15 protein-coding genes are annotated in these 12,864 nt (G+C 33.0%); 4 read left to right on the top strand and 11 right to left on the bottom strand.

All coding sequences use genetic code 11. The features are described from left to right. The first annotated feature begins 314 nt into the window (after window positions 1-314). Both ACHMWN_RS05920 and ACHMWN_RS05915 read left to right on the top strand, forming a co-directional pair. Window positions 315-3,212 (top strand): SNF2-related protein, encoded by a 2,898-nt coding sequence (locus ACHMWN_RS05920; protein WP_397298522.1) that lies wholly within the window; start codon window positions 315-317, stop codon window positions 3,210-3,212. A 4-nt stretch (window positions 3,213-3,216) separates the two neighbouring features. Continuing rightward, a complete protein-coding gene (locus ACHMWN_RS05915) occupies window positions 3,217-3,873 on the top strand; it encodes a DUF2927 domain-containing protein (RefSeq protein ID WP_397298520.1) in 657 nt (218 codons plus the stop codon). Here ACHMWN_RS05915 and aat read toward each other — a convergent pair. Next, the gene (aat, locus tag ACHMWN_RS05910) at window positions 3,865-4,500 is read right to left on the bottom strand and encodes a leucyl/phenylalanyl-tRNA--protein transferase (RefSeq protein WP_397298519.1); all 636 of its coding nucleotides are present in this window, start codon (window positions 4,498-4,500) and stop codon (window positions 3,865-3,867) included. The two genes, ACHMWN_RS05915 and aat, sit on opposite strands and share 9 nt — an antisense overlap. 52 nt (window positions 4,501-4,552) lie before the next feature. Between aat and ACHMWN_RS05905 the strand changes: the two genes are divergently transcribed. Beyond that, a complete protein-coding gene (locus ACHMWN_RS05905; RefSeq protein WP_397298518.1) occupies window positions 4,553-4,921 on the top strand; it encodes a YccF domain-containing protein in 369 nt (122 codons plus the stop codon). On the opposite strand, the gene ACHMWN_RS05900 is transcribed toward ACHMWN_RS05905, so the two are convergent. Both ACHMWN_RS05900 and ACHMWN_RS05895 read right to left on the bottom strand, forming a co-directional pair. Continuing rightward, window positions 4,922-5,323 (bottom strand): META domain-containing protein, encoded by a 402-nt coding sequence (locus ACHMWN_RS05900; protein WP_397298517.1) that lies wholly within the window; start codon window positions 5,321-5,323, stop codon window positions 4,922-4,924. Window positions 5,324-5,330: 7 nt separating this feature from the next. After that, complete coding sequence (locus tag ACHMWN_RS05895; RefSeq protein WP_397298515.1) at window positions 5,331-6,308, bottom strand: App1 family protein; 978 nt, start codon at window positions 6,306-6,308, stop codon at window positions 5,331-5,333. Window positions 6,309-6,367: 59 nt separating this feature from the next. Here ACHMWN_RS05895 and ACHMWN_RS05890 point away from each other — a divergent pair, with 59 nt between their 5' ends. Next, a complete protein-coding gene (locus ACHMWN_RS05890) occupies window positions 6,368-7,249 on the top strand; it encodes a diacylglycerol/lipid kinase family protein (RefSeq protein ID WP_397298514.1) in 882 nt (293 codons plus the stop codon). On the opposite strand, the gene ACHMWN_RS05885 is transcribed toward ACHMWN_RS05890, so the two are convergent. From ACHMWN_RS05885 to ACHMWN_RS05850, 8 genes are all read right to left on the bottom strand, one after another. Beyond that, on the bottom strand, window positions 7,227-7,628 hold the full coding sequence (locus ACHMWN_RS05885) for a hypothetical protein (RefSeq protein WP_397298513.1): 402 nt from the start codon (window positions 7,626-7,628) through the stop codon (window positions 7,227-7,229). The two genes, ACHMWN_RS05890 and ACHMWN_RS05885, sit on opposite strands and share 23 nt — an antisense overlap. 1 nt (window position 7,629) lies before the next feature. Further along, a complete protein-coding gene (locus ACHMWN_RS05880; RefSeq protein ID WP_397298511.1) occupies window positions 7,630-8,283 on the bottom strand; it encodes an energy transducer TonB in 654 nt (217 codons plus the stop codon). 17 nt (window positions 8,284-8,300) lie between these two features. Continuing rightward, window positions 8,301-9,008, bottom strand: coding sequence for a peptidoglycan DD-metalloendopeptidase family protein (locus ACHMWN_RS05875; RefSeq protein ID WP_397298510.1), 708 nt, complete (start codon window positions 9,006-9,008; stop codon window positions 8,301-8,303). Continuing rightward, entirely contained in the window at window positions 9,008-9,649 is a 642-nt protein-coding gene (locus tag ACHMWN_RS05870; protein WP_397298508.1) for a hemolysin III family protein, read from the bottom strand. The genes ACHMWN_RS05875 and ACHMWN_RS05870 overlap by 1 nt, the downstream gene beginning before the upstream one ends. Next, a complete protein-coding gene (gene rbfA, locus ACHMWN_RS05865) occupies window positions 9,636-10,022 on the bottom strand; it encodes a 30S ribosome-binding factor RbfA (RefSeq protein ID WP_397298507.1) in 387 nt (128 codons plus the stop codon). The genes ACHMWN_RS05870 and rbfA overlap by 14 nt, the downstream gene beginning before the upstream one ends. Window positions 10,023-10,026: 4 nt before the next feature. After that, window positions 10,027-11,130, bottom strand: a complete 1,104-nt coding sequence (locus ACHMWN_RS05860; RefSeq protein WP_397298505.1) for an alginate lyase family protein — start codon at window positions 11,128-11,130, stop codon at window positions 10,027-10,029. Between the two features lie 20 nt (window positions 11,131-11,150). Further along, entirely contained in the window at window positions 11,151-12,347 is a 1,197-nt protein-coding gene (gene hflX / locus ACHMWN_RS05855; protein WP_397298503.1) for a GTPase HflX, read from the bottom strand. A gap of 129 nt (window positions 12,348-12,476) precedes the next feature. Next, window positions 12,477-12,863, bottom strand: coding sequence for a hypothetical protein (locus ACHMWN_RS05850; RefSeq protein ID WP_397298502.1), 387 nt, complete (start codon window positions 12,861-12,863; stop codon window positions 12,477-12,479). Between the last annotated feature and the right edge of the window lies 1 nt (window position 12,864).

Here is a 12,864-nt window from a genome sequence, read left to right as displayed (position 1 = left end):
AATATTTTAAATAATTGTTTATCTGATATTTATAATTTTTTATTTTCTGCAAGCCCTTGCTGGCAGGTTTCGTAATTAAGACGTCAATACCCTAAAAAGGTTGCAGCGCTTTTGCTCCTTTTAGACCATGAGCAAGTAACTCACGACGAACGGCTGTAATTTTTCGACGAACAGTGATGGGAAATTTTTCATTTGTCAATGATAGATGAGCAGTTAAACAAAAAAATTTATCTATTCAGTTTGATTAGAAATTGAAATACTGTAAGTTTAGAAATTTTTAGCTGCTTATCTTTTCTTTCTTTTAGCCCTTGCCAATGTTACGCGTAAATAGTTCCAAACCCTGCAAAATCGTATATTCCTTATGCAAGCATGAGTTTTTAGGCTATTTAATTGAACCTCACATAGTTCAACTTAATCCGCAGGGCGATTTTTCTTTAACTTATCAGCGTTTATTTACACATACTGCTAAAGAATTTTCGAAACATTTAACTGAGGTTGATTTTAAATTGATCAAGATTTTAGATGATACAGAACAAGATTACATCATAAAAAAGTATCATAAAAAAGCAATCAGACCTTTTGAATTCTTTAGTAAATTTTACGATGATAAATTTTATGAAAGCGTTCGTCCAAAAATTGAAAAGAAACTAGCAGAAGTTCTTGAAATCCTTAAAATAAAAGACGGCTTATATTTAATGGATAAAGATGGTTGGCCAGCAGAGCGAAAAATAGATTTGGCTACTGAACCTGCAACAGTACTTTTTCATTTTAGACGTGGAGAAACAGAAACCCGTTATTTTCCAACCATTAAATATCAAGGTTTACGCATTGATTTTATGTTTAAAGATGCACAAGTAGTTTGTAATCAACCTGCTTGGATGCTGTTAAATGATGTACTTTATTATTTTGAAGGAGATATTGAGGGAAAGAAATTTGTTCCATTTTTAAACAAACGTTATATCGCAATTTCTAAAGCCACAGAAGAAACATATTTCGAAAAGTTTGTAGCCCCGTTAATAGAAAAACATCATGTATATGCAGAGGGATTTGAAATTAAAACAGAGAAGCATGATCCAACAGCGGTAATAAAAGTTATTTATGTTGATGGTGGAACTTCGCAAATTCAGCTTTATTTTAAATATGGAAATTATGCTTTTGCAATGGGCAACGAGCATAAAGTTACTGTACGCTTAAGTAAAGATGAAGACAATTATACATTTACGCGTATTAAACGCAATACGGACTGGGAAAAACAAAAATTTTCTACGTTACAAAGCTTAGGTTTAAAAAAAATAAGTGCACTTTTTCATCATTTAGAATTGCCAAATTTAAGCGAGAATGATAATCCGGCCTATGCGGTAATTACTTGGGTAAACGAACATATAGAAACTTTACAAGAGCAAGGTTTTGAAATTGAACAATCGAGTAGTAGCAAACGTTTTGTTTTTGGCGCCAACAAAATTGATTTCGAAATTAAAGAAGATAACGACTGGTTTGACATTAACGCAGTAGTCTATTTTGGCGTTCATCCAATTCCATTTATTGCGTTAAAACAACATATTCTTCATAAAAAAAGGGAGTTTATTTTGCCAGATGGAGATATTGCAATCATTCCTGAAAAATGGTTTACGCAATATAGCAGTTTGTTTAGCTTAGCCGATGGCGGTAAAAATCTGAAATTAAAAAAACATCACATTGGTTTAATTAATGATTTAGCTGAAGATAGTTTAGCCAATGTAACGTTAGATAGAAAATTGCAACGACTAAACGATTTCGAGCACATTGCAGATACGCAAATGCCTGTAAATTTTAAAGGAGATTTGCGGCATTATCAAAAAGCGGGATACAATTGGTTTAGCTTTTTGCGTGAATATAATTTCGGTGGTTGTCTTGCGGATGATATGGGTTTGGGTAAAACCATCCAAACGTTGGCTATGTTGCAGAAACTAAAAGAAGAAGATGAGCAAAATGAAACGCATAGTACTTCATTAATTATTATGCCAACCTCGTTAATTTATAACTGGTTAAACGAAGCGAAAAAATTTACACCAAAACTTAAAATACACGCACATACAGGCACTTTTCGTAATAAAGATATTAGCCTTTTCGATAAGTACGATGTTGTAATTACAACCTATGGGATTACTCGTGTTGATGTGGAATTAATCAGCAAATTCTATTTCAACTATATTATTTTAGATGAAAGTCAAAATATAAAAAATCCATCCTCTAAGTCTTTCAAAGCAGTTAGAATGTTAAAATCTAGACATAAATTAGTTTTGAGTGGTACACCTGTGGAAAACTCTGTTGCCGATTTATGGACACAACTTACATTCTTAAATCCTGGATTATTGGGCACACAATCATTTTTTAATGAAGAATATGTCCAAGCAATTGAAAAACGAAAAGACGAAGAAAAGGCAAGAAAACTTCAAGCAATCATAAAGCCTTTTGTGTTACGTAGAACGAAAGAACAAGTAGCGGCAGAGCTTCCTCCAAAAACAGAGCAAATTTATTATTGCGATATGAGCGAGGATCAAGCTGCATATTACGAAAAAACTAAATCGGCCTATAGAAATGATTTGTTGACCAGCATGGATAACGGAACGTACGCCAAAAAACAAATTCAGTTATTGCAAGGATTAACTGCTTTGAGGCAGTTGGCAAATCATCCAGTAATGATTGATGAAGAATACGATTCTGATTCTGGTAAGTTCAAAAACGTGATGCACACTTTAGATAATGTGTTAAAAGGCGGTCATAAAGTGCTTATTTTCTCACAGTTTGTAAAGCACCTTAGCATTTTTAAAGATTGCTTTGAAAAACAACAAATTCCTTTTGCCTATTTAGATGGCGGAACAAAAAATCGTGGAGAAATTGTAGCTGAATTTCAAGAGAACAAAGATTTAAAAGTATTTTTAATTTCAATAAAAGCTGGTGGTGTAGGTTTAAATTTAACTCAAGCGGATTACGTTTTTATTTTAGATCCATGGTGGAACCCAGCTGTTGAGCAACAAGCAATAGATAGGACACATAGAATTGGTCAGGATAAAAAGGTTTTTATCTATAAATTTATTTCCAAAGACACTGTCGAAGAGAAAATCCTCGCTCTGCAAAGACGTAAGAAATCTTTGGCAAATTCGTTAATTACTACGGAAGAAAGTTTCTTTAAATCGCTTAGTAAAGATGATATTAAGGAGTTATTAAATTAGATTTATGAAGGTCTCAAAAAATTTCATTCTATTTCTGCTAATTATTTCCAGCTTAAATTCCTTCGCTCAGAAGCTAACTGAAAACGAAAAAATCGTTTTCGATGAAATTGTGTACAAGAGAAAACAGATTGGAGAATATGAAACATTATCTAAATGGGCAAAACCGATTCGATATAAAATCTATGGAGATACATCTGCTTATATTGTTAAAGAAGTTGATTCGTTTTTTAATTTGCTAAAGAAAATAACTCCGCTTGACATCAAAAAATCAACTAATGAATCTGAAGAAAATTTTACACTAGTTTTCGGAGAAAAACCAGCAGATTTTCAAGCCTATACCTCTACAAATAGGCCGTTAGATGCTATAGGATCTTACAGAGTTAGAGCGACTAATGGTGGTGAAATTTATTGGGGTCAAAGTTTAATTAATACCAAAAAATTTGGAAGCAGAATAAATATTAAAAATGCTATCAAAAAAAACATAGTTAAGTGCATTGGGTTTTCAGGTAGTTCTGAATTAGCGCCTAGTAGTGTTTTTACTATTAAAAATAACAACGATATTAAAATTGAAGATTTTGATATACATATTATCTCCGCCTTGTATTTCCCGGCTATAAAACCAGGTATGACGAGAGATCAAGTTGATAAGATTTTAAAGTGAGCTAAGCATCGATAAATACTTCTTTCTGCTTATCATTTCTGCGCCTAAACTCATTAAATGTTCGTTTGGTAACTGACAATCGATCAGTTCAAAACCCATATTTTTGCTCAAATGAATTAAAGCAAATTTTGATGCATTACTAACCAAACTAAACATACTTTCTCCGCAGAAAACTTTGTTTATTTTAACACCATACAAACCACCAACTAGGTTTTTATCTTTCCAAACTTCCACGCTGTACGCTAGACCTTTTTCATGCAAATTTAAATATGCTTTTTGCATGTCGTCGGTTATCCAAGTACCGTCTTGACCAATTCTAGGGATTTTTGCACAATATTCAATTACTTTATCAAATGCATGATTAACGGTAATTTCAAAAACTTCTGACTGTAAAACCTTGCGCATACTTTTGCTAATTTTAATCTTATCAGGATAAATTACACAGCGTTCATGAGGCGCATACCACAAAATAGGTTCTCCCTCACTAAACCATGGAAATATTCCACTTTGATAGGCTAAAAATAAGCGTTCTACACTCAAATCTCCGCCAACAGCAAGTAAACCATCAGGCTCTGCTAACGATGTCTCTGGGAAAATTAAAGCATTTTCAAGTAGTCTGAAAACCATGTTGCAATGTGACTAAATTGTAACAAATGATAAAGCAAGCCGTCTTAAAAACATGAGTTTTATCGGCAATATTATCTGGGTGATTTTTGGAGGGATTTTTATTTTCTTTCAATATCTTTTTGGTGGATTAGTTTTATGCCTAACCATTGTAGGTATCCCTTTCGGTATTCAATGTTTCAAATTTGCCATTGTTGGTTTAGCACCATTTGGCGTTAAAATAACCGATACTTCTTCAAATATTGGCTGTTTATCAACCGTAATGAATATTATTTGGTTGGTATTTGGCGGAATTTGGATTGTAATAACACACTTAATTTTTGGATTGTTATTTTGCATAACAGTTGTGGGCATCCCGTTTGGGTTACAACATTTTAAACTGATGAATTTAGCTTTTTCTCCTTTTGGAAAATCAATTAGTTAATTACTCCTCTTTTGTAAAAACCATTGCTAGTTGACCGTCTTTTAGCAACTGTAGTTTACCATCAACTATTTTAAAAGAATTTACCGATTTCAAGCCCTCAGTGTATTTACCCTCTGCCTGACCAACATCCTCACAATACATCATTGTACCAATTAGTTCACCAATTTTTATCTTATTACCATCAATTGTAGCCATACCTCCAAAGCCATTACAGAAAGATTTGCCACTAACTTTATGATCTGCATCAAAATTTAAAGTTGCTTTTTTTGTAGTGTTGGGCATTGCTTGTCCTGGCCATTCGTTTAAAACCCATTTGGTATTAGCAATACCATTCATTCCTAGTTTTTCCGAACAAGATTGCAATGCAATTACGAGGATAAATCCTAAAAATATTCTTTTCATAACTTAATCATTTAATTAGTCCAATTTTTATTGAATGTGCAACTGCTTCATCACTATGTACAAATAAACACGTTTTTATTTGTTGTTGCTCTATTTTTGCTAATAATTCTTCTGTAATACTTTGTCTTTCTGGCCTTATATTTCTAATATATACTGCTGCAATATTTAATGGATATTTTTCTGCAATGGCATGGTAAATTGCAGGATCTTGCTGAGAATTATCTCCAAAAAAAACAAATTGTTGATTTGGGAAGGCATCAATAATTCGCATTACTCTTAATAATTTACCTCCATGTTCAGTTTTTCCAGTTTTAATTAAGCTTTTCCATCTTTTAAGTTGATTTAACAAGAATGCTCCTTCGGGCAATTGATTAAAACGAAAGGTTTCTACTAAATAATCATACAAATTCCATTCACTACTCGACACGTAAAAAAACGGGTTTGGTTGATCTATTTCTGTGTGTGCTTTGGCTAACAATTGATAATGTTTTTGTACAGATGGAAATGTCTTTCGAGTATGGGGATTTTTGATAAAAAGCTCTCTTAATCGCCTTGCAATTGTGGCAGAGTGAGAAATCATAATCGTATCATCAATATCAGAAATAAAAGCATATTGAGTAATATGTGGTACAAATATTTTCCCTTCTGCTTCAGCAATGACATTATCTTTATCATCATTTAGCACCTCTACTTTTACATTATGCCAACCTGCTGGAATATCTTTCTCTGCTTTCCATTCAAACTTAAAAAAGCCATCGTATTCCGCCTTTTGACTCACTATTTGCCCGTAGAAATTTAATCTAACTCTTGCAAAAGCATAAGGCTTAACCACAAAAAGCTTAAATAGATGAACAATGTTTACAAAAAAATTATCACTGAAATTTTGTGTGGTTTTTGATTTAAATTTAAACACATGACCATATACCACTAAATTGTGTGTGTGACCATATCCGTGATATACTTTTACACTTGCAGCATTATTCATGATATAATTAAAACAGAGTTTAACATCAGTTGTTTGTATGAAAGATTAAATAACCATCTGTGAAATCGAAAACTCAAAAATTGCTCTTTATCATAAACCCTGGTTCTGGCAATAATACTATCGACTTTAAAAAAGAAATAAAGGCATTTTTTAAATCAAAAGCCGAAGATTTTGAAATTTATGAATTACCAAAAGATTGTGCACTTGCTGATTTAAAAACAACCATTAAAAATTCAAAAGCAGATCGAGTAATTGCTGTTGGTGGAGACGGAACTTTAAAATTGGTGGCCGAATGCTTATTAGAAACTACTACGCCTATTGGTATTATACCGGCAGGGTCTGCAAATGGTATGGCTAAGGAATTGAATATTCCGTTGAAAATAGAAGAGGCTTTAGCGTTAACGATAACAGCAAAACCAAAACAAATACATGCTGTTTTGGTTAATGATGAATTGTGTATCCATTTAGCTGACATTGGATTTAATGCCTTTTTAGTTAAAAAATTTGACGAATTACATGGCCGTGGAATGTGGACGTATGCAAAAGCTGCATGGCAGGCATTTTGGAATCATCATAAGATGGATGTTGAGTTTAAAATTGGAAAGAAATTAATAAAACAGAAAGCGGCAATGGTTGCCATTGCAAATGCTACACAATATGGTTCTGGTTTGCAAATAAATCCTGATGGGAAACTTGATGATACTCTTTTCGAAATTATTCTGGTAAAAGAATATGCAGTAATGGAAATTCTTAAAATATGGGTGAGCAATTTACCTTGGAATCCTAAAAAGATTGAGAGTTTTCAAGCTTCCAGTTTAAAAATAACGACAAAATATAAGGCGCATTTCCAAGTTGATGGTGAATATATTGGAAAAGTGAATGAAATTGAGGCAAAACTAATTCCAAAAGCAATACATATTATTGCTGGTCCTTCAGTTTAAGTTGGCCTTTTACTGTTAAATACAACCTAATAAATTCTACCATTATACAAACTTTTAATAAGATATTAGGCCATTTATCTTCAAAATTATCAAGCGCTTCTGGTAAAAGAGTTATAAATCCGACAGTAAAAACCCATAAATAAAGCCTAAATGGAAATTGAATATAATAGAGTATAAAACCGAATTTTTTGGTGAAAAACAATCCATTAGCGCCAAATAGCACTAGTAAAAACATTGGAAACATTAATATACCTTCTACTTTTACGGAAAGTTGATTAGGCATTTCGTTATAATGATTTGCAATATTCCACAATTGCATTGCCATAAAAACAAGTGATATTAAATCTAAAAAAGCAAGAGAACGAAAAAGTATGCGCATATTATTTACAGAATTTTAAGAGCCAATCATTTGCTTTGTCAGAGCCCATATACTTTACAAATTTAAAATCTTCACAAGCGCCTTGCATATCGCCTTGCTTTTGTTTTTTAAGGCCAGAATTAACTCTAGCATCTAAATATTCATCGTCTATTCCCAAATCGGCCTTAATCTGTAAAATCTTGATCTCATCTTCTTGTTTAAAATTTCCCTTTTCTTTATTGCGGTAAAAATTGATTACAACGTTTGTCAATTCTTCTTCGTCTTTATATGCTTTGATGGCTAAAGCAATTTCTTTTTTATCCTTTCGATCACAATCATAACCACTTAATGAAAAATTAACAGGAACTATCACTAAAGTTGTGGTATCATGCGTTAACGGAACTATCCATTTTCCATTAGTCATTCTAATTAATCGTAATGCTTCATCGTCTAAATCAGTTCCTATTCCTTTTTTAATAGCTGAATAATAAATATTCCCTTTTGAGTTTAATTTAAACCCAATGCTGACTGATCCTTGAATACAATTATATAAGGAATACGGCGGATAAATTTTATTTTCAGTCAAAAAAGACGATAGTCCACCTTTTAGTTGAGGTTCTTGCGCCTTAACACAAACAGAAATTAACAGAAGAAAAGCTGCTGTAATTTTGAACATAATTAAATTTACGAAAATTAAGGCAAAGCCGATGTAAAAGTATGCTGCAAAATTAATGCTGGATCTGGGCAATTGTGTAGATAAGCATCTCGTTTAGAAAATTGACAAACTCCAGGATAATCACCTTTTTTATTTTCCATATCAAACATTAATTGAAAATGTAGATGCGGTGGCCAATGACCATTCTCTTCGGCAATACCAAAACTGGCAAAATGTTTCCCTTTTTTGATAAATTGTCCTTCTTGTAAATTAGTTAACGATTTTAAGCTTAAATGACCATACAATGCATACAATGTCACATCATCCAATTGGTATTGCAAAATTATGGTGGCGCCGTAATCTCCAAAATTATCATTGAAATGAAAACTGTGCACTTTTGCATCGTAAAAATTATAGATTGGCGTTTCCGCAGGCCCCCAAATATCAATTCCTAAATGTAATCTCCGAGGCTCCTCATTCGTATCAAAATGTCCGCTTCTGCTATAAATTGTACGGTGTTCATTATAACCTCCAATACCATATTTAGCATTACTTTCCACTAATTTTCTATCAACCCAAAGGGAAAATAAATTCGTATCTGCTAATATTTCGGTTGTTAATTCTATATTGCTTGCCGTAAAATCGAATGGCAATAACGTATCAGTTGATGAATTAAAATCAACAACTTTCCCAATTGTATGTATTGGATTAGTTAAGAAGTCCTGAAGTTTTTGTAGAGTATTCATCACACATTAAAAACGTAAACATAATTGTAAATAAAGTGCGAAAGTGCCCCGAAATTCACAAATACATGCCATAACTCATGACTATGAAAAAATCTATTAAGAGGCTTATCCTTTGCGTAATAATACGTACCCCCAACATAAAATACGCCACCAATAATTAACCATGCAATTGAAGCAGCTGGTAGAACTTGTAACATTTTTTGTAGAAAAGGAATTACCAAACAACCCATCGATATGTATAAAGCGGTAGATAATGCTTGGCTCTTTAGTCGGTTAAATATCTTCAATAAGCAGCCAATTAATGCGATTAACCAAACTGCACCAAATAATACCCAGCGCAACCAGCCATCAAAAACCAGCAAAGCTGTTGGTGTAAAAGAACCTGCAATCATTAAATAAATGCAGCAATGATCAAATTTTTGCCAAAAACGAATGCCATATTCTGTTTTTGGAACACTATGATAAGTTGCACTTACGCCAAATAAAATCAAAATACCAATTCCATAAATATAAGCCGCCGAATACTCAAAGTAAGTATGTGATCTTTGTAGCAAAAGGTATAATCCTGGAATTGCTAAAAGTGCTGGAATAACGTGAGTAAAAAAGTTTCCTGGTTCGCGTATATACTTAGTGCTGCTCATCGCTTTCTTCGTCGGTATCCTTACGTTCCTTCGCAATTTTATTAAAGATTTTATCCATATGCTCAACGTATTCATTGGTATCATCAACAAAAAACGAAAGTGTTGGTATAACTCTTGCCTGATGACGAATGCGTGAACCTAATTTGTATCTAATTTCGCTAGCATGCGAATTTACAGTAGCTACAGAAAGGCTAGTATTATTAGTGTTTAAAAAGCTTAAATATACTTTAGCTACAGCTAAATCTGGCGAAACGCGAACTTTTGTAATGGTAACTAATGTATTGGGCAAGTAAGCAGCTCCCTCACGTTGAAAAATGGCAGCAAGCTCTTCTTGTAATAATCCTGCAAACTTCTGTTGTCTTTTACTTTCCATATTCTTATTTTCTCTTTACCTCATTTAACACAAATTGCCAAGTAGGATATTTTGATTTACTATTAATATTTGCCTGATAAATCGCTAACATTCCTTTATCAAAATAATTTGCCAAGGCAATGCTTGTTCTTGCTTCTTGTGGCTTAAATAGTGTTCCCGCAATATAACCCTTTTCTCCATTAGCAGCTCTTTTTTTATCAAAAGATGATTTAGAGTTTACCCATTCAGCATGCGTTTTCTCTCCTGTAAAAAAAGGAACTAACCAATCGACTGAGTTTTTTAACGAGTTTCCTTCTGGCGATTTATAACTATACGCACTCTCACCAAATTTACCATCTCTATTTAAAATAGTTGCAGCAACCATTAGCGGATCTACGTCATAAATATGATAATGCAATGCATCTCTTTCATGAAAATCAAAACTGCTACCATCTTGATTTAGGTTTTTTGCAATTTGTTTTTTATAAATATCAATTACCCATGTTTTCAAGCTATCGTTATTAATTGCCCAAGCAACTTCCGCAACTTCCTTAATGCGATGAGAATTCCAATTATTCATATAAGTTAAACTCTTGCCATTTGCCGCCTTATTAAAAGATTTTATTTCTTGTAGACCAACCTTCATTAACCAAAGATTTGTCGCCAAATTGATATCATCTGATAAATCATTTTTAACCAAATCATAAGCAAAAATAATCCGATCTAAATTAGTGTCGTTAATTGGGTTGCCTTGCGGCTGATTTCTTTGAGCCCAAGCCAATAAAAATTCGCTCGTTTTAGCTAGGTATTTCTTTTCGCCAGTAATTTTATATGCAAATGCCAGTGAATACACTTTTTGCATATCCTCAATAGATTTCCACGTTCTAGTTTTACGCGGATCACCTTGTAAAATTCCTTCTGTTAAAATAGTATCAGAAGGATTTGGAGTTGCTTCAAGCGATTCGTTAGCTGTTTTTAATAGGTCTTCCCATTGTTTTTTCACATCAGCCTCCGAACGAATTAAACTTTTTAATTTTGTTAATTCTGCTGTACTTAAACTCACTATTTGAGCTTTAGATATAATACATAAAAAGCAGAAAACGCTACATAAAACTAGTTTCTTCATCATAAAATGGGTTATTGTTTCAGCTAATATAGTAACTTATCGTAAGGATATCGTGAAGTGTGTATGGCTTTAACCTTGTCGTATAATAATTGCTTAAACTCTTCGATATTTTCCTTTTTAGTAGCAGATATAAAAATTGCTGGTGCATTATGATGGGCCATCCAACTCTTTTTAAAATCTCCTACGGTTAGAGGCACAGTTTCCTCTTCTTCGTTATATTCATCTGCTTTTGGCGTAACGTACGCATCAATTTTATTAAATATCATGATGGTATCTTTATCTCTTGCACCCAAATCGTTCAACGTTTCATTAACGGTATGAATTTGATCTTCAAAATTTGGATGAGAAATGTCCACCACGTGTATTAAAATATCTGCTTCTCTTACTTCATCTAATGTAGATTTAAAACATTCTACCAAATGGTGAGGTAGTTTTCTAATAAACCCAACAGTATCCGATAGTAAAAAAGGTAAATTCTCTATAACCACTTTACGAACAGTTGTATCTAGTGTTGCGAATAATTTATTTTCAGCAAATACTTCAGATTTAGCCAACATATTCATAATGGTAGATTTACCAACATTTGTATAACCCACCAACGCCACACGAATTAATTGTGTTCTGTTTTTACGTTGTGTCTCGTTTTGGCGATCAATTAATTTCAAGCGTTCTTTTAATAAAGAGATTTTCTCCAAAATCATCCTTCTATCACTTTCAATTTGCGTTTCACCTGGTCCACGCATCCCAATACCACCTTTTTGGCGCTCTAAGTGAGTCCATAAACGCGTTAATCGAGGTAATAAATATTGCAATTGCGCTAGTTCTACTTGTGTTTTTGCTTGTGCAGTTTGTGCTCTACCTGCAAAAATATCGAGAATTAAATTACTTCTATCTAAAATTTTAACCTGTAGTTCCCGCTCAATATTCCGCAGTTGAGATGGCGATAATTCATCATCAAAAACCACCATATCTATTTCTTCAGCTTTTACATAAGCTTGTATTTCTTCTAATTTGCCTGTTCCAACAAATGTTGCTCTGTCTGGTTTCAACATTTTTTGAGTAAATGTTTTTTCTACCGCACCACCAGCTGTATCTACCAAAAAGGCTAGCTCATCTAAATATTCTTTTGTTTGTTCAGGTTTTTCTCCAGGTGTAATTACCCCAACAAGTACCGCTCTTTCTTGTTTAAGGGCGGTGTCGTATGTTTTTTGTTTTCCCATGTATAGTTACAAAGATACTAAATCTATCAACGTTTCATTTTCATGCTAAAGCCATGAAATATTAAATAAATTCTATAAACAAAAATGCCCAGCGTTAAAACTGGGCATCCTATTAAGTAATCTGCTTTGTTAAAAAGAATATGTAGAAGTAGCAGATAATGTTGTTCCTGTACTTATATTTTCTTTAACCAAGTTGCCATCAACCCAAATTTGAACCTTTAAGGTAGATCCAGCACTATTGCCAATGCCAGTTGCACCAAAACTAATTGCAGGAATAGATGATGGAATAGTCAATTCTGCGCTAGCAAAAGAACTACTATTTACAGATGAATTAGTTGTGGCTTCTCCTGTTTCACTAGTATAAACGACAGAAGAGAGCTTTGCATCTGATGATGTTTCTGCCTTAAATTTTACTTTATGTGTTCCATCATTATTATTGTCTTTTTTACAAGAAAATAAAACTGTTGCGACCAACACAATAAAAGATAAGGATAGAATTTTTGCACTGTTTTTCATG

The sequence above is a fragment of the Pedobacter sp. UC225_61 genome (assembly GCF_044452285.1).
Taxonomy (GTDB): domain Bacteria; phylum Bacteroidota; class Bacteroidia; order Sphingobacteriales; family Sphingobacteriaceae; genus Pedobacter.
This window is presented reverse-complemented; position numbering and strand designations above follow the sequence as displayed.

Excerpts from the sequence above, each read along its gene's own strand:
- ACHMWN_RS05920 (WP_397298522.1), top strand. The coding sequence starts at position 315 with ATGTTACGCGTAAATAGTTCCAAACCCTGCAAAATCGTATATTCCTTA.
- ACHMWN_RS05915 (WP_397298520.1), top strand. The coding sequence starts at position 3,217 with ATGAAGGTCTCAAAAAATTTCATTCTATTTCTGCTAATTATTTCCAGC.
- aat (WP_397298519.1), bottom strand. The coding sequence starts at position 4,500 with ATGGTTTTCAGACTACTTGAAAATGCTTTAATTTTCCCAGAGACATCG.
- ACHMWN_RS05905 (WP_397298518.1), top strand. The coding sequence starts at position 4,553 with ATGAGTTTTATCGGCAATATTATCTGGGTGATTTTTGGAGGGATTTTT.
- ACHMWN_RS05900 (WP_397298517.1), bottom strand. The coding sequence starts at position 5,323 with ATGAAAAGAATATTTTTAGGATTTATCCTCGTAATTGCATTGCAATCT.
- ACHMWN_RS05895 (WP_397298515.1), bottom strand. The coding sequence starts at position 6,308 with ATGAATAATGCTGCAAGTGTAAAAGTATATCACGGATATGGTCACACA.
- ACHMWN_RS05885 (WP_397298513.1), bottom strand. The coding sequence starts at position 7,628 with ATGCGCATACTTTTTCGTTCTCTTGCTTTTTTAGATTTAATATCACTT.
- ACHMWN_RS05880 (WP_397298511.1), bottom strand. The coding sequence starts at position 8,283 with ATGTTCAAAATTACAGCAGCTTTTCTTCTGTTAATTTCTGTTTGTGTT.
- ACHMWN_RS05875 (WP_397298510.1), bottom strand. The coding sequence starts at position 9,008 with ATGAATACTCTACAAAAACTTCAGGACTTCTTAACTAATCCAATACAT.
- ACHMWN_RS05870 (WP_397298508.1), bottom strand. The coding sequence starts at position 9,649 with ATGAGCAGCACTAAGTATATACGCGAACCAGGAAACTTTTTTACTCAC.
- rbfA (WP_397298507.1), bottom strand. The coding sequence starts at position 10,022 with ATGGAAAGTAAAAGACAACAGAAGTTTGCAGGATTATTACAAGAAGAG.
- ACHMWN_RS05860 (WP_397298505.1), bottom strand. The coding sequence starts at position 11,130 with ATGATGAAGAAACTAGTTTTATGTAGCGTTTTCTGCTTTTTATGTATT.
- hflX (WP_397298503.1), bottom strand. The coding sequence starts at position 12,347 with ATGGGAAAACAAAAAACATACGACACCGCCCTTAAACAAGAAAGAGCG.
- ACHMWN_RS05850 (WP_397298502.1), bottom strand. The coding sequence starts at position 12,863 with ATGAAAAACAGTGCAAAAATTCTATCCTTATCTTTTATTGTGTTGGTC.